The sequence below is a fragment of the Sphingopyxis sp. 10G20-10 genome (assembly GCF_057365075.1).
In genome coordinates this window covers 369,829-394,005 of the sequence record NZ_CP195117.1, presented here as the reverse complement: position 1 = coordinate 394,005, position 24,177 = coordinate 369,829, and the positions used below count along the sequence as shown (strand labels likewise).

At 62.3% G+C, this 24,177-nt stretch carries 21 protein-coding genes; 10 read left to right on the top strand and 11 right to left on the bottom strand.

What is annotated here, in order from left to right; all coding sequences use genetic code 11:
- From rpsE to ACR3XE_RS01850, 6 genes are all read left to right on the top strand, one after another.
- Complete coding sequence (gene rpsE / locus ACR3XE_RS01875) at positions 1–723, top strand: 30S ribosomal protein S5 (protein WP_473700266.1); 723 nt, start codon at positions 1–3, stop codon at positions 721–723.
- A 4-nt stretch (positions 724–727) separates the two neighbouring features.
- Entirely contained in the window at positions 728–913 is a 186-nt protein-coding gene (gene rpmD, locus ACR3XE_RS01870; protein WP_473699270.1) for a 50S ribosomal protein L30, read from the top strand.
- 55 nt (positions 914–968) lie between these two features.
- Positions 969–1,493: a 50S ribosomal protein L15 gene (gene rplO, locus ACR3XE_RS01865; RefSeq protein WP_473699271.1), complete on the top strand. Its 525-nt coding sequence runs from the start codon at positions 969–971 to the stop codon at positions 1,491–1,493.
- A gap of 148 nt (positions 1,494–1,641) precedes the next feature.
- Positions 1,642–3,015 carry a preprotein translocase subunit SecY gene (secY, locus tag ACR3XE_RS01860; protein WP_473699272.1) on the top strand — a complete coding sequence of 458 codons (1,374 nt, stop codon included), beginning with the start codon at positions 1,642–1,644 and terminating at the stop codon, positions 3,013–3,015.
- 40 nt (positions 3,016–3,055) lie between these two features.
- Positions 3,056–3,709 carry an adenylate kinase gene (locus ACR3XE_RS01855; RefSeq protein ID WP_473699273.1) on the top strand — a complete coding sequence of 218 codons (654 nt, stop codon included), beginning with the start codon at positions 3,056–3,058 and terminating at the stop codon, positions 3,707–3,709.
- 82 nt (positions 3,710–3,791) lie between these two features.
- Entirely contained in the window at positions 3,792–4,520 is a 729-nt protein-coding gene (locus ACR3XE_RS01850; protein ID WP_473699274.1) for an SRPBCC family protein, read from the top strand.
- Between the two features lie 6 nt (positions 4,521–4,526).
- Here ACR3XE_RS01850 and ACR3XE_RS01845 read toward each other — a convergent pair whose 3' ends face one another.
- Together ACR3XE_RS01845 and ACR3XE_RS01840 are read right to left on the bottom strand one after the other, a co-directional pair.
- Complete coding sequence (locus tag ACR3XE_RS01845) at positions 4,527–5,057, bottom strand: YceD family protein (RefSeq protein ID WP_473699275.1); 531 nt, start codon at positions 5,055–5,057, stop codon at positions 4,527–4,529.
- Positions 5,054–5,584 carry a ubiquinol-cytochrome C chaperone family protein gene (locus ACR3XE_RS01840; protein ID WP_473699276.1) on the bottom strand — a complete coding sequence of 177 codons (531 nt, stop codon included), beginning with the start codon at positions 5,582–5,584 and terminating at the stop codon, positions 5,054–5,056. The genes ACR3XE_RS01845 and ACR3XE_RS01840 overlap by 4 nt, the downstream gene beginning before the upstream one ends.
- Positions 5,585–5,779: 195 nt before the next feature.
- Between ACR3XE_RS01840 and ACR3XE_RS01835 the strand changes: the two genes are divergently transcribed.
- The gene (locus ACR3XE_RS01835) at positions 5,780–6,277 is read left to right on the top strand and encodes an outer membrane protein assembly factor BamE (protein WP_486185876.1); all 498 of its coding nucleotides are present in this window, start codon (positions 5,780–5,782) and stop codon (positions 6,275–6,277) included.
- Positions 6,278–6,347: 70 nt separating this feature from the next.
- On the opposite strand, the gene ACR3XE_RS01830 is transcribed toward ACR3XE_RS01835, so the two are convergent.
- On the bottom strand, positions 6,348–8,612 hold the full coding sequence (locus ACR3XE_RS01830) for an NADP-dependent malic enzyme (protein WP_473699277.1): 2,265 nt from the start codon (positions 8,610–8,612) through the stop codon (positions 6,348–6,350).
- Positions 8,613–8,745: 133 nt separating this feature from the next.
- Here ACR3XE_RS01830 and mutS point away from each other — a divergent pair, with 133 nt between their 5' ends.
- Positions 8,746–11,400, top strand: a complete 2,655-nt coding sequence (gene mutS / locus ACR3XE_RS01825; RefSeq protein WP_473699278.1) for a DNA mismatch repair protein MutS — start codon at positions 8,746–8,748, stop codon at positions 11,398–11,400.
- Positions 11,397–14,153, top strand: coding sequence for a [protein-PII] uridylyltransferase (locus ACR3XE_RS01820; protein WP_486185875.1), 2,757 nt, complete (start codon positions 11,397–11,399; stop codon positions 14,151–14,153). The genes mutS and ACR3XE_RS01820 overlap by 4 nt, the downstream gene beginning before the upstream one ends.
- 33 nt (positions 14,154–14,186) lie before the next feature.
- Here the strand turns inward: ACR3XE_RS01820 and ACR3XE_RS01815 are convergent, their stop codons facing one another.
- The 4 genes from ACR3XE_RS01815 to ACR3XE_RS01800 form a co-directional block, all read right to left on the bottom strand.
- Positions 14,187–16,358 (bottom strand): S9 family peptidase, encoded by a 2,172-nt coding sequence (locus tag ACR3XE_RS01815; RefSeq protein ID WP_473699279.1) that lies wholly within the window; start codon positions 16,356–16,358, stop codon positions 14,187–14,189.
- A 108-nt stretch (positions 16,359–16,466) separates the two neighbouring features.
- Positions 16,467–18,857 (bottom strand): phenylalanine--tRNA ligase subunit beta, encoded by a 2,391-nt coding sequence (gene pheT / locus ACR3XE_RS01810; protein ID WP_473699280.1) that lies wholly within the window; start codon positions 18,855–18,857, stop codon positions 16,467–16,469.
- Positions 18,854–19,948 carry a phenylalanine--tRNA ligase subunit alpha gene (pheS, locus tag ACR3XE_RS01805; RefSeq protein WP_473699281.1) on the bottom strand — a complete coding sequence of 365 codons (1,095 nt, stop codon included), beginning with the start codon at positions 19,946–19,948 and terminating at the stop codon, positions 18,854–18,856. Before pheS ends, pheT begins: the two co-directional genes overlap by 4 nt.
- A 168-nt stretch (positions 19,949–20,116) precedes the next feature.
- Positions 20,117–21,025, bottom strand: coding sequence for a helix-turn-helix domain-containing protein (locus ACR3XE_RS01800; RefSeq protein WP_473699282.1), 909 nt, complete (start codon positions 21,023–21,025; stop codon positions 20,117–20,119).
- A 128-nt stretch (positions 21,026–21,153) separates the two neighbouring features.
- Here ACR3XE_RS01800 and ACR3XE_RS01795 point away from each other — a divergent pair, with 128 nt between their 5' ends.
- Complete coding sequence (locus ACR3XE_RS01795) at positions 21,154–22,035, top strand: SH3 domain-containing protein (RefSeq protein ID WP_486185874.1); 882 nt, start codon at positions 21,154–21,156, stop codon at positions 22,033–22,035.
- 241 nt (positions 22,036–22,276) lie between these two features.
- Here ACR3XE_RS01795 and rplT read toward each other — a convergent pair whose 3' ends face one another.
- The 4 genes from rplT to ACR3XE_RS01775 form a co-directional block, all read right to left on the bottom strand.
- The gene (rplT, locus tag ACR3XE_RS01790) at positions 22,277–22,642 is read right to left on the bottom strand and encodes a 50S ribosomal protein L20 (RefSeq protein ID WP_473699284.1); all 366 of its coding nucleotides are present in this window, start codon (positions 22,640–22,642) and stop codon (positions 22,277–22,279) included.
- Positions 22,643–22,654: 12 nt separating this feature from the next.
- Positions 22,655–22,858, bottom strand: coding sequence for a 50S ribosomal protein L35 (gene rpmI, locus ACR3XE_RS01785; protein ID WP_473699285.1), 204 nt, complete (start codon positions 22,856–22,858; stop codon positions 22,655–22,657).
- Between the two features lie 135 nt (positions 22,859–22,993).
- Positions 22,994–23,782 carry an inositol monophosphatase family protein gene (locus tag ACR3XE_RS01780; protein WP_473699286.1) on the bottom strand — a complete coding sequence of 263 codons (789 nt, stop codon included), beginning with the start codon at positions 23,780–23,782 and terminating at the stop codon, positions 22,994–22,996.
- Positions 23,772–24,167 (bottom strand): cupin domain-containing protein, encoded by a 396-nt coding sequence (locus ACR3XE_RS01775; RefSeq protein ID WP_473699287.1) that lies wholly within the window; start codon positions 24,165–24,167, stop codon positions 23,772–23,774. The genes ACR3XE_RS01780 and ACR3XE_RS01775 overlap by 11 nt, the downstream gene beginning before the upstream one ends.
- Positions 24,168–24,177: the final 10 nt, after the last annotated feature.

The following is a 24,177-nucleotide window of genomic DNA, read 5'->3' as shown; positions in this document are numbered from 1 at the left end:
ATGGCAGACGAAGTTCAGAAACCCGCCGAAGGCGCCCCCGAGGCAGCCCCCGCAACTCCTGCAGCCCCTGCAGCAACCGAGAACACGGCTCCGCCGCGTCGCGGTCGTGGCGGCCGCGATGGCGGTCGTGGCGGACGTGATGGTGGCCGTGGCCGCCGTGACAATCGCCAGCGTGATGATGATGGCGGCGAAGAGCTGATTGAAAAGCTCGTCCACATCAACCGCGTCTCGAAAACGGTCAAGGGTGGTAAGCGCTTTGGCTTTGCCGCGCTGGTTGTTGTCGGTGACGGCAAGGGCCGCGCCGGTTTCGGCCACGGCAAGGCACGCGAAGTGCCCGAAGCCATCCAGAAGGCAACCGCAGCAGCAAAGAAGGCGATGATTCGCGTTCCGCTGCGCGATGGTCGCACCCTGCACCATGACGGTCTCGGCGAATTCGGTGCTGGCAAGGTGACGCTGCGTTCGGCTCCCGCCGGTACCGGCATCATCGCTGGTGGCCCGATGCGCGCCGTGTTCGAAAGCCTGGGTGTTGCCGATGTGGTGACCAAATCGAACGGCACGTCGAACCCCTATAACATGATCCGCGCGACCTTTGAGGCGCTGGGCGAACAGACCAGCCCCAAGTCGGTGGCACAGCGTCGCGGCAAAAAGGTTTCGGACCTGATCAAGCGTGGCGGTGCATCCGACCGCGCTGCCGAGGCCGAAGCGGCTGCGGTGACGGAGTAAGCAAATGGCTGACAAGAAAATCAAGATTCGCCAGATCGGTTCGCCGATCCGTCGTCCCAAGAGCCAGCGTGCCATTCTGACCGGGCTTGGCCTCGGCAAGATGCATCGTGAGGTCGAACTGGTCGACACACCGGAAGTGCGCGGCATGATCCGTAAACTTCCGCACATGGTGGAAGTGATCGACAGCTAAAGGCGCCGATCAACTCCCATATTTTACTAGCGCGAACAAAGCGAAAGCGAGTGCAATGACGATTAAACTGAACGAAATTCGTGACAATGATGGCGCCCGCAAGGGCCGGATGCGCGTCGGACGCGGCATCGGTTCGGGCAAAGGCAAAACCGCCGGTCGTGGCCAAAAGGGTCAGAAATCGCGCGGCGGTGTGGCTATCAACGGCTTCGAAGGCGGCCAGATGCCGCTTCACATGCGTATTCCAAAGCGCGGCTTTAACAATATTTTCGGCAAGGATTTTGCCATCGTCAACTTGGGCATGATCCAGAAACTGATCGATGCCAAAAAACTTGATGCCAAAAAGGTCATCGATCATGCGGCGCTTAAGGCCGTTGGTCTGGCCCGTGGCGGCAAGGACGGCGTTCGCCTCCTCGCCAAGGGTGAATTGACCGCCAAGGCCAGCTTTGCTGTGGCTGGCGCGTCCAAGGGCGCGATTACGGCGGTCGAAAAGGCTGGTGGTAAGGTCGAACTGCCCGAACCCAAAGCCGTGGTCGAGGGCAAAAAAGCCAAGCGTAAGGCAGAAGCAGCCGCCAAGAAATAATCGGTGCGGCGGCGTGTCGGTGTTGTGCCGGCCCGCCGCGCGTCGGATTTCTGGCATATTTAGGCCTTTCCCCTTGCACTTGGGCCTGCGCGAACGCACATAGACGCCGGGTCGCCGGGGGCGCGGCCGCCACCGAGGAAAGATCATCATGGCCTCACGCGCCGATCAGCTTGCATCGAGTCTCAATTTTTCGAAGTTCGGTAAAGCGACCGAGCTGAAGCGCCGCATCTGGTTTACCATTGGCGCGCTAATCGTTTTCCGCTTTCTATCGTTTGTGCCGTTGCCGGGTGTCGATCCAGTGGCTTTGGCACGACTTTACAGCCAGACCGCTTCGGGCGGCATCCTCGACATTTTCAACACATTTTCGGGCGGCAGCCTTGAACGGATGAGCATCATCGCGCTGGGCGTCATGCCCTATATTACCGCGTCGATCGTCGTTCAGCTCGCTTCGGCCCTGTCCCCCAGCCTCGCCGCTCTCAAGAAAGAGGGCGAAAGCGGGCGCAAGAAACTCAACCAATATACGCGCTATGGCACGGTTTTCCTGACCGCCATCCAGGGCTATTTCATCGCCGTCGGTCTTGAAACATTGGGGCAGAGCCAGGGTATTGGCGCTGTGGTTGACCCCGGCATGATGTTCCGTATCGCGGCGGTTATCAGCATCGTTGGCGGCACGCTGTTCCTGATGTGGCTTGGCGAACAGGTCACCAGCCGCGGCATCGGCAACGGCGTATCGCTGATCATCATGGCGGGCATTCTCGCGCAATTGCCGCGCAGCTTTGCCCAGATGTTCACCCAGGTTCGCGAAGGATCAATGGGCGGCGGTGTGGTTGTCGCGGTCTTTGCCGGTGCGATTGCGATCATTGCTTTCATCAGCTTTATGGAGCGCGCCCAGCGCCGCGTGCTGGTGCAATATCCCAAGCGCGCGACCCAGCGCGGCGGGATGCAGGCCGACCGCAGCCATCTGCCGCTCAAGGTCAATACTGCAGGCGTGATTCCGCCGATCTTTGCCTCGTCGCTGCTGTTGATGCCGCTGACCGTGACCCAGATGCTGGGCAATCGCGTGTCGGGTGAATCGGCGTGGGGCGATTTCCTGATCTCACTCAACCAATATCTCGCGCATGGCCAGCCGCTCTATATGGCGCTCTATGGCGCGGGCATCATCTTCTTCTGCTTTTTCTATGTCGCAGTTGTGTTCAACCCCGAGGAAACGGCCGACAATCTTAAGCGCCAGAACGGCTTTATTCCGGGCATCCGTCCGGGCAAAAATACCGCCACCTATCTTGACCATGTGCTCACACGCATCACCGTGATCGGCGCGATCTATCTGGCGCTGATCTGTCTGGTTCCCGAATATTTCATCGCGCAGTCTGGCCTGCCTTTCCGTCTCGGCGGCACCAGCCTGCTCATCATCGTCAATGTGACCATCGACACGATCACCCAGATCCAAAGCCATATGCTCGCGCATCAATATGGTGATCTGATCAAAAAGGCGAAGTTGAAGGGTGGCGTCGCCCGACGCTGACGACCCTTTACCGACCGGCAGGGCAGAAACAGGGGCTGCAATGACGCTGAATATCATTTTATTGGGTCCGCCAGGCGCGGGTAAAGGAACGCAGGCTTCGCGTCTGGAAAACGAGCATGGCATGATCCAGCTCTCGACCGGCGACATGCTGCGCGCGGCGGTCAAGGCCGGAACGCCGACCGGACTGGCCGCGAAAGCGGTGATGGACGCGGGCGAGCTGGTATCCGACGACATCGTCTCGGGCCTGATCGGTGAACGGCTCGACGAACTCGGCCCCGATACGTCGGTTATTTTCGACGGTTATCCGCGCACGGCAGCGCAAGCGGCGTCGCTCGACGAGATTCTGGCGGCGCGCGGACGCAAGCTCGATCATGTCATTGAATTGCAGGTCGAAGAGGATGCGCTGGTCGACCGGATTACCGGTCGCTTTACCTGCGCCAATTGCGGCGCAGGCTATCATGACCGTTACAAGCTGCCCAAGGTCGAGGGCACGTGCGACCAGTGCGGAGGGCATGACTTCAAACGCCGTCCCGATGACAATGAAGAAACCGTGCGCACGCGCATGGTGGAATATCGGGCCAAGACCGCACCGATCCTGCCCATCTATAACGAACGCGGCATTGTGGCGCGCGTTGACGGGATGGCACCGATCGACAAGGTCAACGACGCGATAGAGGCCGTGCTCGCGCGCTGAGCGAAACCCCGGCAAGACAGACCAACACGGCCTAGCCTTCACTGACGCCGCCGGTTATGCAGGCGCAAAGGGGGACGGGATCATGCTTTCAGCCAGATTATTTGCTGCGGCCGCACTGCTTGGCGTGGCGACACTTGCGTCGCCGGTGCAGGCGAAGGTCATCGACCAAAGCGACATCGGATTTTCGGTGGCACATACGGCACAGGTTGCCGCGAGTCCCGACGATGTCTGGAATATGCTCCGTATGCCGCAGAAATGGTGGTCGAAAGACCATAGCTGGTCGGGCGATGCCGAAAATTTCTGGCTCGATTCGCAGGCCGGCGGCTGTTTCTGCGAAAAGATTCCGCATCCTGATGGCAGCTTTGGCAGCGTTCAACATGCTCGGATCATCTTTGCCAATCCGGGGCATATGCTGCGCTTATCGGGCGCGTTGGGACCGCTGCAGGGCGAGGCGGTGACCGGCACGCTGACCATATTGCTCAAGAAAACCCCGACCGGCAGCGCGCTTCGTTTCGACTATGTCGTTGGCGGCTATATGCGGCTCAAGGTTGATGAAATCGCACCCGCCGTCGATCATGTCATCGGGGCGCAGCTGGCCGGGCTGGCCAAAGCGTTGGGCGGTGCCCTGCCACCGTCGCGCGAAGAGAAAGAGGCGGCGGCTGCCGCGGGAGACGGGGATAGCGAGGCGGCCCCCGAAGACACCGAGCCCGCCACGTCGGTCAATGATCTGGGCGATGCCATTTCCGACCTGGTCGAGACTGCACCCAAAGCGGAAAGCGCAGAAGAACCCGACGCCGCCCAGCCCGATTAAGGCCGCCTATTGCGTCTTTTTGTCCCGTAACGCCGCCAGCGCGGCAAACGGTCCCGCTTGATCTTCGTTGAGCACGCCCTTTTCGGCGAGAATGCGGTCCGCGTCGGGATGGCGCGGGAAGGGGGCGAGTGCCAGTGACAAAGTCTGCACGGCCGCTTCGCCAAGGTCGAAGGCTTCACCGTCGAGCGGCAAAATGTCGCATTCCTCGGTGGTGATTTCGATTTCTTCCTCTTCGACAGGCTCGCCGGGCAGCACGTCGCGCAAATAGCGTAAGTCAAAGCTTTCTTTGATGGTCGCGGGGACGGGCAATCCCGTTGCGGCGCAGGGTTGCACGATCTTGGCCTCTATATGCCCTTTGGCAGCGGCACCGCTTGCAATCGCGCGAACATCTGCTTCCACGATGAACTGGTCCAGTGCGATCAGGCCGAGTCTCAGTGCAATTGCTGCGCGTGCGTCGTCATCGGCGGACAGTGTTACGCTTTTGCCGTGCGCAACATCACTCAGCGTCAAACGATGGCTAAACTCTGCGTCGCTCATGGCGCAATGTCGGGGAGCGCGCTGGCGACGATCAGATCCGCCACCGCAACAGTGCCAAGCGCGTCACGCAGCGCCGCGACCCGTGCCATGACATAGTCGACCGCATCATCACCGGGTGCATGGCCCCGCCACAGATTGCGAATCAGCGCCTCACGCAACTCTTTGGACCCATTGGCGGCGCTATAGACGCCAAGCCGTCCGCCTAATGCGCCGACCATCCGCCCGATCTGTTTTCCGACCACCATGTCACCAAAGCCGATCTGGCGCATTTGTCCGTCCATATCGGTAACGAACAATTCGGTCAGCTCGACCCCGGCGCGGGCATAGGAGGGGTCTTCATCGATGCGGTGCAGCACCAGCGCGAGCACCAGGCTCACCATGTCGAACCGCCCGTCGAGCGTATCGGGGACCTGTCCTTGCTGATACCAGTGCGGTGCGCGCGCCGTCGCCACCACGGCCTGCCACAGGGGGCGGCGGGCTTCGCGGGGATCGGGGGCAGAGCGAAAGAGGTTGCGGAATGAAAGCATGGCGACCGCTTAGGCGCAAAAGGCCGGCTGGAAAAGGGGGCGGATGGTCTGTCGCACCAGCGCCAGACTGCACATCCGGCTTGTATGCGTAGCCCGCTTGCGGTTAAGAGGCAGGCACAAGCGGCGCGGTCCGTCAGGACCGCCGGGGCGGGCGTCCAGACCGGACGAAATCGCGCCGCGATACGGAGAATGAATATGGCGATGCCCCAGTCTGTTTTTACCGCCCCCCGCCTGCGCCTGATATTCGCTGGCGTCTTGCTCGCGGCCACTGTCAGCGGCTGCGCACAGCTCAAGGGGCGTCAGGGCTATATTGTTGATACGGTGCTGACCAATGCGATTGCGCCCGGTGTCGACAATCGCGAATCGGTTGAAAAGACGCTCGGTCGCCCGACCTTTGTCGGCCAGTTCAGCGACAATGAATGGTATTATTTTTCGCGTGAAACGCGTCAGCTTGCTTTTGCCAATCCGCGTCCGACGGCACAGGAAGTGCTACGCATCCGCTTTGATCCAGCGGGTAATGTCGTCGCAGTGGACCGCACCGGGCTGGAAAATGTCAGCAAAATTCATCCCGAAGGTGACAAAACGGAAACGCTGGGCCGCCACCGCAGCTTCTTTGAAGATATTTTTGGTAACATCGGTACCGTCGGTGCGCCGGGTGCTGCTGGCGGCGGCGGTGGCGGCGGGCAACCCTGATATAGTCCGTAAAAAGCTACAAAGCTTGATTGTAAACGGGGCCGGTGCTGTCACCGGCCCTGTCCTTTTGTCAGCGTGCGATTCCGCCCGCGGCCAGAACCGCCAGAGTCACCAGCTCGGATGCGGGCGAAGCCATGGTGGCGATCTGCACGCTATGCTCCATATTAACCAGCATCGGGCCAAGCACCGCGCCGCCGCCGAGTTCGCGGAGCAGTTTGGCCGACAAATTGCCCGATTGCAGACCCGGCATCACCAACACATTGGCGGGGCCGGACAAGCGGCAGAAAGGATATTTGGCCATCACCGACGGGTTCAGCGCGACATCGGGTGCCATTTCACCTTCATATTCAAATTCGGCCCCTTGCTCGTCGAGGATGGCCACCGCATCGCGGATATTTTCCAGCCAGTTGCCTGCCGGATTGCCAAAGGTCGAATAGGATAGAAAGGCCACGCGCGGTTCATGCCCCATCTGGCGTGCGACCAGGGCCGTGCGTTCGGCAATATGGGCGAGCTGCTGCGCGGTCGGACGTTCATTGACCGTGGTATCGGCCATGAAAATGGTGTGATGCTGGCCGACCAGAACATGGATGCCGAACGCAACCTTGCCTTCGACCGGGTCGATCACCCGGCGGACTTCGCGCATCGTCTGGGCATAGGTGCGCGTGACGCCGGTGATCATCGCATCGGCCAGCCCCAGTTTCAGCAAAAGCGCCGCGAAGAGGTTGCGGTCGCGATTAACCATCCGTTCGACATCGCGGCGCAGATAGCCGCGCCGTTGCAGGCGTTCGTACAACATGTCGACCATCTGCGGCACATGCTCGCTGTTGGCGCTGTTGTGGACCTCATAGGATTCGGGATCGCTGACCCCCATCGCGCGCAGTTTGTCGTGCGTCGATTCGCGCCCGACGAGCACCGGAATGCCATAGCCGCCATCGAGGAACTGGATGGCGGCGCGCATCACCACCTCTTCCTCACCCTCGGCGAACACCACGCGGCGTGGATTGGCGCGGGCCGCTTCATAGGCGAGCGTCAGCACCGATGTCGTCGGGTTAAGTCGCGCGCGCAGGCTGGTGCGATAAGCGTCCATATCGTCAATCATGTGCTGGGCGACGCCCGAATCCATCGCCGCCTGTGCCACCGCGGCGGGCACGATTTCCATCAACCGGGGGTCAAAGGGAGAGGGAATGATATATTCCGAGCCAAAGCTGGCGGCAGCCCCGCCATAGGCCGCGGCCACCTCTTCGGGTACCTGTTGCCGCGCCAGTTCGGCGATGGCCTGAGCTGCGGCAATTTTCATTTCTTCGTTGATTTGCGTGGCCCGGACATCGAGCGCGCCGCGAAAAATGAAGGGGAAGCACAGCACATTATTGACCTGGTTGGGGTAATCCGACCGGCCGGTGGCGATGATGGCATCGGGGCGAGCCGCGCGCGCATCCGGGGGAGAAATTTCGGGATCTGGGTTCGCCATCGCAAAGATGATTGGTGCCTTGGCCATGTCCTTGACCATTTCGGGCTTGAGCGCGCCTGCCGCCGACAGTCCCAGAAATACATCGGCCCCGTTCAACGCTTCTTCCAGAGTCCGCGCCTTGGTCGGGATCGCATGGGCCGATTTCCACTGGTCCATGCCCTCGGTACGGCCCTGATAGATGACGCCCTTGCGGTCGCACATGGTGACATTTTCGTGGGCAACGCCCATCGCTTTCATCAGCGCGGTGCACGCGATGGCCGCCGCGCCTGCGCCATTGACGACCACCTTGACCGTCGCCAGATCGCGTCCGGTCAGGTGGCAGGCGTTGATCAATCCGGCGGCGGTGATGATGGCGGTGCCATGCTGATCGTCATGGAACACCGGAATGTTCATTTTCTCTTTCAGCGCCTGTTCGATGATGAAACAGTTGGGCGCCGCAATATCTTCGAGGTTGATGCCGCCGAAACTCGGTTCGAGCAGACCGACTGCATCGATAAAAGCCTGCGGGTCTTCGGTGTCGACTTCCAGATCGATCGAATCGACGTCGGCAAAGCGTTTGAACAACACCGCCTTGCCTTCCATAACCGGCTTTGACGCCAGCGCGCCCAGATTGCCGAGGCCCAGAATGGCGGTGCCGTTTGAAATGACGGCGACCAGATTGCCCTTGATCGTATAATCATAGGCTGTGGCGGGGTCTTCGGCGATGGCGCGAACCGGGACGGCGACGCCGGGGGAATAGGCCAGGCTGAGGTCGCGCTGGGTCGCCATGGGCTTGGACGCAACAATTTCGATTTTTCCGGGTCGGCCATGGGCATGGTAAAGCAATGCTTCGCGGTCCGAAAAATGCACCTTGCTGCTACCGTCCATTATCTACTCCCCTTATGTCGACCCACTATGGCGCGTCATATGGTCAGGTTTAGCGCCTGCGGTTTCCAATTGGTACCGCGAATGTTTCCGGCGCGCGACTTGCCATGCGGTCACCAATCTCTAAGCAGGATCCATGCCCGCAGCCGCCTCCGCCACCAAGAAAAAAACGTCGTCGGCCACGCCGATGATGGTCCAATATTGGACGCTCAAGGAAAAGGCGGATGATTGCCTGCTCTTCTATCGCATGGGCGATTTTTTCGAACTCTTCTTTGATGACGCAAAGGCTGCGGCGGCTACGCTCGACATCGCGCTCACCACACGCGGCGAACATGACGGCGCGCCCGTGCCGATGTGCGGGGTGCCCGTCCATGCCGCGGAGGCCTATCTGGCGCGCTTGATACGGGCCGGACACCGGGTGGCGATTGCCGAGCAGGTGGAAAGCCCCGCCGAGGCAAAGGCACGCGGTGGATCAAAGACGCTGGTGGCGCGCGACATTGTCCGCTTCGTCACCGCCGGGACGCTGACCGAGGACGCGCTGCTCGAAGGGCGCAGTTCCAATCGGCTGGCGGCGCTGGCAGAGGTTGGCGGCGCCGACGAGGTGGCGATTGCCGCTGCCGATATTTCGACCGGACGCTTTGAAGTGTCGGCGGTGCCGCGCGCGTCGGTCGACGCCGAACTCGCTCGCCTTGCCCCATCGGAATTGCTGGTCAGCGATCAGGCCGAGGGCGGCGAGCAATGGAGCGCGCAACAGATTACCCCGCGCCCGCACAGCGAATTTGCCAGCGCGGCGGGGCAAAAGCGCCTCGAATCGCTGTTCGGCGTCCAGACGCTCGATGGTTACGGGCAATTCTCGCGCAGCGAATGTGCGGCCATGGGCGCGCTCGCCGCCTATCTCGACCATGTCGGCACCGGCCAGCCGATTTTCCTGCAACCCCCGGTTCGCCATCAGCATGGCGATCGTATGGCGATTGACGCTGCGACGCGCGAAAGCCTGGAGCTTGTCCGCACCCAGTCGGGTGCCCGCGATGGCAGCTTGCTGGCGACCATCGACCGCACCGTGACGGCGGCGGGTGCGCGGCTGCTTGCCGATGACCTGGCCAGCCCGCTTACGGACAAGGTGGCGATTATCGACCGGCTTGACCTTGTCGATGCGCTGGCGCGTGAGGCATTGTGGCGTGAAGATCTGCGCGCGTCGTTGCAGGCGCTCCCCGATGCGGGGCGGGCACTGGGACGCCTTGTCGCCGGTCGCGGCGGTCCGCGCGATTTGGCGCAGTTACGCGATGCGCTCGACGGCGCCCGCCATTTGCGCGAAAGGCTGGCGCGGCGCGATGCCATCCCGCCGCTCTTGGCGCGATTACTCCCGCTGCTCGATGGCCATGGCGCGCTCGTCGACGAACTCACCCGCGCACTGATTGCCACGCCGCCGGTCGATGCGGCACAGGGCGGCTATATCGCCGAAGGCTATGATGCCGCGCTCGATGCGCTGCGCGATACGGCGGCGGGTGGGCGCAAGGCGATTGCGGCGCTCGAGGCCGATTATCGCGACAAGACCGGAATCGCGACGCTCAAAATCCGCCACAATGGCGTGCTCGGCTATCATGTAGAGGTTGGCGCCAAACATGCCGACACGCTGATGGCACCCGATTCGGGCTTTACCCATCGCCAGACGCTCGCCGGGGTGGTGCGCTTCAACGCGCCCGCGTTGCATGAGGCGGCGGCGCGGGTGATGCAGGCGGGCGGTCACGCGCTGGCGGCAGAGGCGGCGCATCTGGAGGAATTGACCAGCCTCGCCGTGGCGCGGCGCGAGGCGATTGCGGCAAGCTGCGACGTGCTGGCGCGCATCGACGTTGCCGCCGCGCTCGCCGACCATGCGATGAGCCATGGTTGGTGCCGCCCCGATCTGGCCGACGACCCCTGTCTCGATGTTGTCGGCGGTCGGCATCCGGTGGTCGAAGCAGCGCTGGCCAAAAGTGGCGAACGCTTTGTCCCCAATGATGTCGGCCTGTCTGAACGCGACCGGCTGTGGCTGGTGACAGGTCCCAATATGGGCGGCAAATCGACCTTTTTGCGTCAGAATGCTTTGATCGTCGTGCTCGCACAGGCAGGCGGCTTTGTGCCTGCGGTCTCTGTACGGCTCGGGCTGGTTGACCGCCTGTTCAGCCGGGTCGGCGCATCGGACAATCTGGCGCGCGGTCGGTCGACCTTCATGGTCGAAATGGTCGAAACGGCGGCAATTTTGGCGCAGGCGACGCCGCGCTCATTCGTGATCCTTGATGAAGTCGGGCGCGGCACTTCCACCTATGACGGGCTCGCGCTCGCCTGGTCGGTGGTTGAGGCGGTGCATGAGGTCAACCGCTGCCGTTGCCTGTTCGCCACCCATTATCATGAACTGACGCGGCTCGCCGAAAGCCTCGATGCGCTGTCGCTTCACCATGTCCGTGCGCGCGAATGGAAGGGCGATCTGGTGCTCCTCCACGAGCTTGCCGACGGCCCTGCAGATCGCAGCTATGGCCTCGCCGTCGCGCGGCTGGCGGGTGTCCCCGCCGGTGTCGTCAAGCGCGCCGAGGCGGTGCTCGCTAAGCTGGAGGCGGGGCGAGCAGCGACGGGCGGGCTTGCCGCTGGCCTCGACGATCTGCCGCTCTTTGCCGCGACGCTGGCAGAAGCACCCGAGGCGGCAAAAGATGTGCTGCGCGAGGCGCTGGCCGCGCTCAACCCCGATGATCTCGCCCCGCGAGAGGCGCTGGAGGCGCTTTATCGGCTCAAGGCGCTAGGGGAGGACTCGTCATGAGCGGGCGGTTTGATTCCCTCGAACGGCGCCGCGCGATCATCGACAGGCGTGCGCTCGCGGAACAATTTGATGCGATAGTCGCCGACAGTCAGGACAGCGCCAAGCGCCGCCGTGGCCTCGTCGATTTGCTTAAGGCCGCGCTAGAGGCGGGGCGCGAGGAAATTGACCGGCGGTTGCTCGAACATTCCTCGGCGGGACGACTTGCGGCGAGCGCGACCGCTTTTCTGATCGATCAGATCGTCCGGCTCAGTCATGATTTCACCGTCGACCACCTCTATCCGTCGGCAAACCGGTCAGCGGGGGAGCGGCTGACGCTGATCGCGGTGGGCGGTTATGGCCGCGCCGAAATGGCGCCGCACAGCGATATCGACATCGGCTTTCTGACCCCGTTCAAACAGACGAGCTGGACCGAACAGGTCATCGAGGCGCAACTTTATACGCTTTGGGATCTGGGGTTGAAGGTCGGGCACAGCACCCGCTCGCTCGACGAAATGATCCGCGCGGCCAAGGATGATCTCACCATCCGCACCGCGCTGCTCGAAGCCCGCTTCATTTGGGGCGACCGCGATCTGTATGAAGAGGCGGGCGCGCGTTTTGATGCCGAAGTGGTTGCGGGTAACGCTCGCACCTTTGTCGCGGAAAAACTGGCCGAACGCGACGAGCGACACAAGAAAATGGGCGATTCGCGTTATGTCGTTGAACCCAATGTCAAAGAGGGCAAGGGCGGGCTCCGCGATCTCCACACCCTGTTCTGGATCGGAAAATTCATCCACCGTGTCCGCACCGTCCCTGAACTGGTCGACGCCGGTTTGCTCAGCGTGCGCGAGCTGCGCCAATTTGCCCGCGCCGAAAATTTCCTGCTCGCGGTGCGCTGCCACCTTCATATTCTGTCGGGACGTGCAGAGGACCGGCTGACCTTTGACTTTCAGCGCGAGATCGCCGCACGGATGCAGTTTGCCGAGCGCCCGGGCAAAAGCGCGGTCGAGCGTTTCATGCAGCTCTATTTCCTCCACGCCAAAAGCGTTGGCGACCTTACCGGAACCTTTCTCGCCCATCTGGATGACCAGATGGCGGCGCGTGGCCGCCGCTTTTTGCCGACGATCCGGCGGCGTCCGGGAAAGCTCAACGGCTTCGTCCTCGACCGCGGGCGGCTCGCGCTGCCCGATGATGGCTTTTTCCAGGATGATCCGGTGCGGCTCGTCGAAATCTTTGCGCTCGCCGACAAATATGGTCTTGAGATTCACCCGCAGGCGATGCGGCAGGCGCGCCATGATGCCAAGCTGATCGACGGAAAGGTGAGGCGGATAGATCGGGCCAATGCGCTATTCCTCGATGTGCTGACCAGCCCGCGCGATCCCGAAACCGTGCTGCGCTGGATGAACGAGGCGGGAATTTTCGGGCGCTTCGTTCCCGACTTTGGGCGCGTTGTCGCGCAGATGCAGTTCGATATGTATCATCATTATACCGTCGATGAGCACACGATCCGCGCCATTGGCCTGCTGTCCGATATCGAGCAGGGACGGCTGGAAAAGGATCATCCGCTTTCGTCCGGGATCATGGGCCAGATTCATTCGCGGCGGGTCATTTACTGCGCCGTGTTGCTCCACGATATCGCCAAGGGGCGCGGCGGCGATCATAGCGTGCTCGGTGCCGAACTGGCGCTGCGCGTCTGTCCGCGGCTGGGCTTGACCAAGGCCGAGTCGGCGACCGTGTCGTGGTTGGTGCGCCACCATTTGCTGATGTCGGCCACCGCCTTCAAACGCGACCTTGCCGATTTCAAGACGATCATGGATTTCACCGGCGTCGTGCAAAGCGCCGAGCGTCTGCGCCTGTTGCTCGTGCTCACCGTCGTCGACATTCGCGCGGTCGGTCCGGGCGTGTGGAACAGCTGGAAGCGTCAGCTACTCACCGAACTTTATGATTCGGCCGAGGAAGTGCTGCGCCTCGGCCATAAACAACGTGGCCGCGACCAGCGGATTGCGGCCAAGAAAGAAGATGCCGCCGCGCTGTTGCACTTCAGCCCGGCGGTCTTTGCCAAGCTCGCCAAGCGGATGCCCGAAAGCTATTGGATTGCCGAGCCGGTCGAGGTGATCGCCGCCAACATGATCCACATCCACAGCGCGGGAAGCGAGCCGCTTCATATCGCCGCCGTTCCCGACGAAGACCGTGGTGCGACGCTGGTCATGGTGCTGGCCGCTGACCATCCGGGCCTGTTTTATCGTATTGCGGGCGGCATCCACCTTGCGGGCGGCAACATCATCGACGCGCGTATCCACACCACGCGCGACGGGCTCGCGCTCGATAATTTCCTCGTACAAGACCCGGTTGGGCGCCCCTTCGCCGAAGATGAACAGATCGTGCGGCTGAACCATGCGATTGAGGATGCCTTAGCCAACCGTCAGAAATTGCTACCGAAACTAGAAGCGCGCGCGCTGCCACTGGTTCGCGCCGAAGCCTTTAGCATCGCGCCCGACGTCTATGTCGACAACAAGGCGTCAAATCGTTTCACGGTGATCGAAGTCAATGCACAGGACCGCCCCGCGCTCCTCTATCAGCTCGCCTATGCGCTGTTCCAGTCCAAGGTGACGGTGCACAGCGCCCATGTCGCCACCTATGGTGAACGCGCGGTGGACACCTTCTATGTGACCGACCTGCTCGGCGGCAAACTCGACAGTGGCGCGCGCGTCAAGACGCTGGAAAAACGGCTTTTGAAGGCGACCGATCTAAGCGACGAAGGGACCGAAACCGCCTGATTGCGTGCGAACCACAGAGGGCGCACCGCGCCATCAATCGGCAGGCGGAGCGGTCGATGCCGGTGGTGACCAGCCTTTGCGGTATTTTTCAAACCAGGCGAGGATCGCGGAGGCTTTTTCGGCCGATTGCGACGGGCGCGCGGCGATGCCGCCGTGGCTGGCCCCCGGCACCTTGACCAGCGCCGTCGGAATGCCGCGCAGGCGAAGTGCAGTATAATATTGCTCTGATTCGCTGACCGGGGTGCGATAATCCTCGCTACCGACGACGACGAGGGTTGGTGTTTCGACATTACCGACCAGCGATAGCGGCGACAATTTCCAAAAGGCTTCTGGGTTTTCCCATGGCTGCGAACCTATCCAGTAGCGCCCGAAATAAGCAGGCCCGTCGGCGGTCAGCGCCTGCGTCGTCCAGTTGATCACGGGCTTTTGCGCCGCCGCCGCCTTAAACCGGTTCGTCTTGCCGACAATCCAGCTTGTGAGCACCCCGCCGCCCGACCCGCCGGTGACAAACAAGGCGTCGGGATCGGCGATGCCCAGCGCAATGGCACGGTCGACGATGCTCATCAGGTCGAAAAAATCATTGCCGGGATAGGCCTTGTCGACCTCATTGGCGAAGGCTTCGCCATAGCTTGTCGATCCGCGCGGATTGGCGGACAGCACGGCATAGCCAGCGGCGGCATAGAGCTGATCGTCGGTCGAAAAATGCGGACCATAGGCAGCGAAAGGCCCGCCATGGATTTCAAGGATCAACGGTACGCGTTGGCCCTCGACATATCCGGGCGGCAAGGTCAGCCAACCGTCGATGGCTTTGCCATCATAGCTCGACGCCGCGTTGATCTTGCGAACCTCGCCCAGAGCCTTCACCTCGCGGAGCGACCGGTTGAGGTCGGTCAGCATGGTCGCCTTGCCGCCGCGTGCCAGCTGCACCTCGGCGGGGCGGGTCGCTGTCCCGCCGGTAAAGGCGATGCTGTCATTCGCCGACACGGTAAAACTGCCGCCGGTATAGGGGCGGTCGAGCCCACCGCCCGACAACCCGCTCGCGACGGTGCGCACCGAACCGTCGAGCGCGATGCGCGCGACTTTGGTTTCGCCATGGTCGTCATATTGCGTATAAATGCCGCCGCCGTCGGCGTCCCACTGAATATTGTCGGGGCTGAAATCCCAATTGTCGGTCAGGCTGCGCCGCCCCGACCCGTCGCGGTTCATCACGTAAAGGTCATTATTCTCATAGGCGCGCATGGCATCGTCAAAGCCCAGATAGGCGATTTTTTGCCCATCGGGCGATACGACCGGATTGCGATCGGGGCCGTTGCGGTCGGTCAGCTGCTGAATCGCACCGCTCGCCACATCGAGTGCGAAAATCTCGCTCTCTACGGGGTCATTCTCCCAGTTGGGTTGGCGGTTCGCGCCAAAATAAATTGTGCGTTCGTCGCGCGACCAGCTGAGCGGACCACCGTCATGATAGGGACCAAAACTCAACTGGCGTGGCGCACCGCCGGTGGCTGGCACGACAAAGATTTTCTCGAAACCCGGTGTGATATAGCCCTCGCCATCGGCGCGATAGGTCAGCAATTCATGAATTTCGAGCGGCTTGGCCCATTTCGCGCCCTCGGGTTTTTCGGCCGGTGGCTTGCCCAGCTTTGGTCCTTCGTCCTTGACCAGCATCGTATAGGCAATCGACCGCCCGTCGGGGGACCAGGCGATGCTCGACGGACTCGTTGGCAGGCCAGTCAGTCGCACCGCTGCTCCACTCTCGACCCAGCGCACCCAAAGCTGCGGGCTGCCACCATCGACCGACGCATAGGCCAGCCGCTTGCCGTCGGGCGACCATCGCGGGGAAAAGGCCGCACTATGCTGCCCCGCCACCGGTACATCCTCGCCGCTTTGCGTGTCGATCATCCAGATCGTGCTCACCGCCTTGTCCGACATGATATCGTTCGACCGGCGGACATAGGCAATGTGACGGCCATCGGGGCTGATCTGCGGATCGGCGGCGATGGCGAGGTTGAACAGGTCGGCACCGGTGAAACGGCGCTCGGGGCCAAGCTGCGCGCTGCCAACAGCGGCGACAGACATCGGCGCAGGAGCGGGCGCTGCTGCGGTCGTTTCGGTGCTTGGTTCGGGGGCTGGGGATGCCTCTTGCCCAATGCTCAGCTGCGGATAAAGCGCCAGAAGGCTCGCCCCAAATATCGCCAGTTTACGCATCAGACCCCTGTCTCCTCTTTCCGTTGACGGCACTGGTTTGTAACTTTCGTGCGCGGTCGTCAATCACCGGCACCTGAGTGGAGACCGTCGCTTTCAAGCGCCAAGTCCTTAGCCCCGCAACACCGCACCCACCTTGCTTGCTGCCCCAACCACCTTGTCTGAAATCGCTTTCAGCTCGGCGTCGGTAAAGCTTTTGTCGCCGGGTTGCAGCCTGACCTCGACCGCCAGACTCACCTGACCTTCGGGCACGCCCTGACCGGCGAAGCGGTCGAACAGCCGCGCATCAACGATGCTGGCCTTGTCGGCGCCGCGCACCGCGCGGACCAGATCGGCGGCGCTTAGCGCTTCGGGAGCCAGAAAGGCAAAGTCGCGGGTCAGCGATTGCAGCGCGGGCGGGGTGAAGGCGGCGCGTGCCGGTCCGCTCGCGCGCTTGGCGGGCAGCGCATCGAGAAAGATTTGCAGCGCCATCACCGGACCATCGACATCGAAATGCCGCGTCAGCGCAGGGTGCAGCGCGCCAAATTCGGCGAGCACCATCTTTGGCCCCAAGCGCAAGGTTGCCGACTGGCCGGGATGCCATATCTGACCTTCGGTTACCGGCTCCATCACTTGCAACCGGTCGCTAGGCGCGCCAGCGGCTTCGAGCAGCGCGATGGCGGCGGCCTTGGCGTCAAAGGCGGTGAAGGGCGCGGCTTTGCCCGCCTGCCAACTGCGCGGGCTTTTGCCGCCCGCCATGACGACGGCCAGCGTCGGATGTTCGGCGTCGGTCAGATAGCGGCGTCCTACTTCAAACAGCTGGACGTTGGTTGCGCCGCGATGCTGGTTGCGCTGCGTGGCGGCGATCAGGCCGGGGAGCAGCGACGGGCGCATCACCTTCATCTCTTCGCTGATCGGATTGGCGAGCGTCCACGCGCCGCCGCCAAAGGGCGCGGCTTCACTCTCGCTGATGAACGACCAGGTGACCGCCTCGTGAAACCCCAGCGCGGCGGCGGCGCGGCGGACGCGCCGTTCGAGCAACTGGTCGGGGGTCGCGGTCGGGCGCGCTACGCCATCGGGACGGGGCAGGGGGGTCGAGGCGATGGCATCAAAGCCATTGATGCGCGTGACTTCCTCGACGACATCGGCAGGACCGTCCATGTCGCGTCGCCAGCTCGGAACGCTGATCTGCCACGCCGCGCCGCTCTCCACTTCAAAGCCGAGGTCGCGCAGGATCGCTTGCTGACGGTCTGCGGCGATGGCGACTCCGCCCAATCCCTCGACCAATGCCGGGTCATATGTGATCGTGTGTTCGGCGGCGGGCGTGGCTCCGGCGCGCGTAGCTGTCGACGCGCTGCCGCCGCAAATATCAAGAATGTGGCCGGTGATGATTGCCGTCGCATCGTCAAGGAACGCCGGATCGACGCCGCGTTCAAAACGGGTGCGCGCATCGCTCGTCAGGCCGAGTGCCTGTCCGGTTAGCGCGATATGTTCGGGGGTGAAATAAGCGACCTCCAGCAACAGGTCGGTCGTGGTGTCGCTGCACCCGCTATGCTCGCCGCCCATGATGCCCGCGATGTCGTGGACGCCATTATCGTCGGCAATCACCGTCATGCTGGTCGACAGGGAGTAATCCTTGCCGTTGAGAGCCGTGACCGTCTCGCCATCCTTGGCGCGGCGGGCGACCAGCGCGCCGGTTAGTTGCGCACGGTCATAAACATGGCTGGGTCGGCCCAGATCGATCATCACATAGTTGGTGATATCGACAAGGGCAGAGATGGACCGCTGACCCACTGCTTCCAGCCGCCGCCGCATCCAATCGGGCGCGCTGCCATTGGTGACGCCGCTGATCGTGCGGCCATAAAAGGCGGGGCAGCCCTCGGGGTCGTCGGTACGGATTTCGGTCGCGCTCGGCCCTTTGCCTTCGATGACGGGAACGTCGAGAGGCTTCAGCGTGCCGAGTCCAGCGGCGGCCAGGTCGCGCGCAATTCCGCGCACGCCCATGCAATCCTGCCGGTTGGGGGTGATCGAAATGTCGATGACCGGATCATTCGCACCGGCATAGTCGGCGAAGGGCATGCCGATGGGGGCGTCGCCAGAATCGTCGAACGCCAGTTCGATGATGCCGTCATGTTCGTCGCCCAGCTCCAGCTCCCGCACCGAGCACATCATGCCGTTCGATTCGACGCCGCGGATTGCCGCGACTTTCAGTTCCATGCCGTTGGAGGGCACCACCGCGCCGGGCGCGCCGAACACACCGACCAGACCGGCGCGCGCATTGGGTGCGCCGCACACCACCTGCATCGGGCCGTCACCGGCATCAACACTCAGCACCTGCAGCTTGTCGGCCTGCGGATGCGGTCCGGCGGTCAGGACGCGGGCAACGCGAAAACCGGCCAGCCGTTCGGCGGGATTCTCGACGCCTTCGACCTCATGGCCGATGCGGTTGAGCGTGGCGACGACATCGTCGACCCCCGCGTCGGTTTCCAGATGCGCCTTCAGCCAGTCGAGGGTGATCTTCATGCCGAAATCCCCCCGCTCAAAGTGGGGACATTGAGCGCGCTGAACCCGTAATGGGCCAGCCAGCGCAGATCGCCGTCAAAGAAAGCGCGCAGATCATCCATGCCATATTTCAGCATCGCCAGCCGGTCGACCCCGACGCCAAAGGCAAAGCCCTGCCACTCGTTGGGATCGAGTCCGCAATTGGCGATGACTTTCGGATGCACCATCCCGCTGCCCAGCAATTCCATCCACGCATGACCGCCGTCATCGCCCGATCCGCCGACGATCCGGCGACCCTTTTCCTGGGCATAGCCGACGTCGACCTCTGCCGATGGTTCGGTGAAGGGGAAATAGCTGGGGCGCAGGCGCAGAACGATGTCGTCGCGCTCAAAATAGGCTTTCAGGAAGGTTTCGAGCGTCCATTTCAAATGCCCCATATGGATGCCGCGATCAATCACCAGCCCCTCGATCTGGTGGAACATCGGTGTGTGGGTTGCGTCGCTGTCGCTGCGATACACGCGCCCCGGTGCGATGATGCGGATCGGCGGTTCTTCGCTCATCATGGTGCGGATTTGCACCGGCGATGTGTGGGTGCGCAGCACCATGTCGCGGCCTTCGCTGTCCTTGTCGGGGAAATAGAAAGTGTCGTGCATCGCGCGCGCCGGATGGGTTTCGGGAATGTTGAGCGCGGTGAAATTATGCCAGTCGTCCTCAATCTCCGGACCCGTGGCGACGGCAAAGCCCATGTCGGCGAAAATCTCGGCCAGCTCGTCCATCACCTGACTCACCGGATGCACGGTGCCGCGCGCAGTCTGGTCGGCGGGCAGCGACATATCGAGCCGTTCGGTGGCGAGCCGCGCTTCGAGTGCGGCGGCTTCGAGGGTGGCTTTGCGGTCCGTTATGGCCGAGGTCACGCCCTCGCGCAGCGCCTGAATTTGCGGGCCTTTTTCCTGCCGTTCGTCGGGGGTCATGCCGCCCAGCGATTTCAGCAAGCCCGTCACGCTGCCACTTTTGCCCAAGGCTGCGATGCGGATTGATTCCAATGCGTCGAGGTCAACGGCAGCCCCTATCTGGTCGCACAGAGTATTTTGCATGGTCAGATAGTCGGTCATCGTCATTTCCTGCAGGCAGCAAGGGGGATGGCCCCTTTGGCACGTCCTGATTTCATCCAAGTTGCAAGGCGGTCGGAGGTGGGTTCCTCCGTCCTTTGCCCCGTGGCCGCTTGCACTGGAATGCGGGCGCAATCAACCCCGCACACCCCCACGCCCAGCCACCCGACGCTATCCCCCCGGCGGGTGCAGCGCCTGAACGGCGGCACCGGCGGCGGCGGCGCGCGCGATGGCGGCGGCGGCCATGATCGGCTTTGGCAGCGCGGCATAATCGCGCGGACCCATTCCCATAAAGCGCCGGAACTCGCGCGTGAACTGCGCCTGGTCATGATAGTGAAAATCGAGCGTATTGATCCAGCTCATCGACGGGTCGAGCATGAAGCGCGCGAGTGACCGCAAAAACCGTTGCCGCCGGATCAGCAATTTGGGCGAAAAGCCAAAGGCGCGCTGGCTCAGCCGCTCGACCGACCGTTCGGAGAGGCCCAGTGTCGCGGCCAGTTCACCGACGCTGTTGAATGTCTCGTCGACCAGCGCGCGGTGCGCGGCCAATATGGTCGGATCATCGGCGGGTGCGGCTTCTAGTAACGTGACCAGAAATGCATCGATGGCTGCTGCTGTCTCATCGGTCGCTCGGTTGTCGGTCTGTGACAGCAGCGACCGCAGCGGGTGAAAGGACGCGAAGGCAGGATTTTCATCTACCGCGCAAAAAGTGTCGGCAAATCCGATGGCGGGCAGATCGACCAGTTTTGCCCAACCGAGCGGTAACAGGCCAAGGCCCCATGCCTGCATCGGCCCCGCCGCAAAATAACAGGCCTGGCTGGTCGGCCCGGTGGCGATGAAATCTGGCGCCACCTGCGGGTCCGTCGGACCGATGGCGGCCAACGGCACCTCGCCCTTAATGAATCGGATATTGGCCCATTCGGGATGAAGATAGTCGGCAACCCGCGCGCCCGGCGGGGCATCGACGTCGGTCACATAGATGGTGCTGAGGTACGGACGGAGCTGCGGTGAAAGCGCAAAGAAACGCGTGGTGACGCGAATGTCGGGGCCAGGCGGCAAGGGGTGGTTTCCGTCGGACATGCGATGACTACCTTGCTGGCAAAAAAGCAAGAAAACAACAGTCTTACCGTTACGGACTGTCGGGTTTTTACAATTCCCACCTGTTTTTTGCAGGCAAAGGTCGAGCAGCACAAACGGGGGGATGTGAAATGAAGCGCAAGATGGCGGTTATGGTACTGGCAACGTCGCTGGGAATGATGCCCTTTGCGGCGCAGGCAGCAAGCGGGCCACCGGTTGAGCTGAGCAAATGCGACGCCAGTCTGGGCAGCATTGCCGTGGTCGAGGGCGACACACAGGGCTGGTCGGAATATGGCTTGGGCAGCCCGCGCGAATTGATCGCGGCGCTGGCCAGCGAATTGGGCTGTTTCGACCTGCACAATGCCAGCGGCGCGGTTCCGGCCAAATTTCTCTTCAATGTCATCGCTGGCGATCAGGAAGAGGTCGATCAGGGGATGGAGATCGCCAAGGGGGCAGCAGTTGAGGGACTGGTGCGCTCCGGCGCCGCCGGACAGGTGCTCAGCAAGGTGCCGGTTGGCGGCGCTTTGATGGGCATGTTCGGCGGCCTTGGCGGCAAAAAGAAGACCGTCGCGGCGGGCATTCGCGTTATCAGTCCGGCCAACGGGATGACCATTGCGTCGGGGTCGGGCGTCGTAAAGAAATCGACGATCAGCTTTGCCAATGGCAGCGGCGGCTGGGTCGGCGGCGCGGCGGCGGCGGGCTATACCAGCAATGGCAAAGGCAAGATGCTGACCGAAGCCTTTATCAAGGCCTTCAATGCCGTGGTCGCCCAAGGGGGCACATTGGCCAGCGTCGCCGCTCCCGCAGCGGTGGCAACGGCAACGGCAACACCGATGGCAACGATGGCAGTAGACAGCAACATGTACGCGCTGCCTGCCAAGGATGCGGCGGTGTCGCGCGCCCTGCGCGCCGGTACGACTTTAACGCCCACTGGCGCGCGCGACGGCCTGTTCGTCGAAGTCGCCGACAGCTTTGGCACCAAAGGCTGGGTGTCGGTGGAGGATATGAACTAGCCGCGACGCGGCAACAGCGATCTTCTCCTGTCCGTCGGCTTTCTGCGACCCACGGCTATTCGGACGGGAGAGGGGCAATGGACTGCGAAAGCAGCCATTGTCGGGGCGGTGCGAAGTTGAGGCTTCGCGTCGCCCCTTTTTCATGGCGATGGCTGTGGGGCGCAAGGCCGACAACCCGAACGAAAAAGGGCGACCCGATGACCGGGCCGCCCTTTTTGTAACATGCTCGCAAAAGCGCAAATCAGGCCGCCTTGGGCAAAGCCTTTTTCGCCTGTGCGATGATGGTGGCGAAAGCGCCGCCTTCATTCATCGCCAGGTCGGCCATGATCTTGCGGTCGATTTCGATGCCCGCCAGCTTCACGCCGTGCATGAACTGCGAATAGGTCAGGCCTTCGGCGCGGACAGCGGCATTGATGCGCTGGATCCACAAGGCGCGGAACGACCGCTTTTTGACCTTACGGTCGCGATAGGCATATTGACCCGCCTTTTCGACCGCCTGCTTGGCGATACGAATGGTGTTCTTGCGACGGCCATAATAGCCCTTCGCTTGGTCCAATGTGCGTTTGTGCTTGGCGCGCGTGGTAACGCCGCGTTTGATGCGTGACATTTCCCGTGCTCCTTATTTCAGGCCGTATGGCGCCCAGAGGCGAATATGCGGCACATCCGCTTCGCTGAGCACGCTGGTGCCGCGATTGGTGCGAATATATTTTGCGTTGTGGCTCATCAGGCGGTGACGCTTGCCGGCTACGCCGTGCTTCACTTTGCCTGACGCGGTGAATTTGAAGCGCTTCTTCACACCGCTTTTGGTCTTCAGTTTGGGCATTTTGGTCTCCTTTGGAAGTCCGTTTACGTAGCGACATGGCAGCCCTTTCAGCCAGTCGTTACCATCGGAAGCGGCGCGCTTAACTGGCGGGCGCAAGAAATGCAAGCGATTCGGCGAAATTCGAGCCGTCCGGCGCTAATGGTGACAGGACAGCGCCTCGACCACATCTTCCAGCCGCGCCGGTTCGCCCAGAGCAATGACATGGCCCCCGGCTTCGGCGCTGTCGGCGTTGAGCGGATCGCCTGCCCAATCGCACATCGTCCCGCCCGCGCCTTCGACGATGGGGACGAGCGCGGCATAATCGTGTAGCTTTAGCCCCGCCTCGACCACGACATCGATATGGCCGCTGCTCAGCAGTCCGTAATTATAGCAATCACCGCCAAAAATCATGCGCTTGTGCGCGGTCTTTTCGGCAAGGCCCATAAAATGCTCGCCATCATGGTCGCTGAAATATTGTGGGCCGCTGGTCGCCAGCACCGCATCGGAAAGGCCGCGACAGGCGCGGGTGGTCGCGGGCTTGCCCTGAAACAATGTCGGCTTTCCGGTGGCCCCGACCCAGCGTTCGCCGCAGATCGGCTGATCAATGATCCCCAGCACAGGCCAACCGTCCTGAAGTAACGCGATGAGCGTGCCGAAAATAGGCCGCCCCGCCATAAAGCTGACCGTTCCGTCGATCGGGTCGAGCACCCATTGACGTGCGGCTTCGGGGCGTTCGCTGCCAAATTCTTCGCCGATGATTCCGTCGCGTGGGGCCTCTGCATCAAGGATGCGGCGCATGGCGGTTTCGGCGGCGCGGTCGGCCTCTGTCACCGGCGAGGCATCGGATTTGGCTTCATGCGCAAAATTAGCGCGAAAGAGAGGGCGAATCGCCCCGCCCGCCGCGTCTGCGAGCCGATTGGCGAGAGCAATATCCTCAGCGCGCACGATGTTCGGTGCCCAGCCCCGCCGTGATGAAAAACGCGCTTGCTTCGTCCTTGATGTTGGCCGTGTGCCAGCATCCCGGCGGATTGACTGCATATTCTCCGGCGTTCAGCGTCACGGTTGCCGTCGTGCCGTCGGCCATTTCTTGATGCAGGGTCATCGAGCCAGTGAGGCACAGCACGACCTCATCGCCGTGCGGGTGCATTTCCCACATGTCCCAATCTTCGGTGAAGCGATACGCGCTGACCAGCCGCCCTTCGACGCCATCGCTGGCGACGCGCTCGCTGTAATCGGCATACCACTCCATTCCGGTAAAGGGCGGTTGGGCAAGCGCCTTCGCGCCCAGACCGAGGTGCAGCGGTTGGGTGAAAATATTCGGATTGGTCATGGAAAATTCC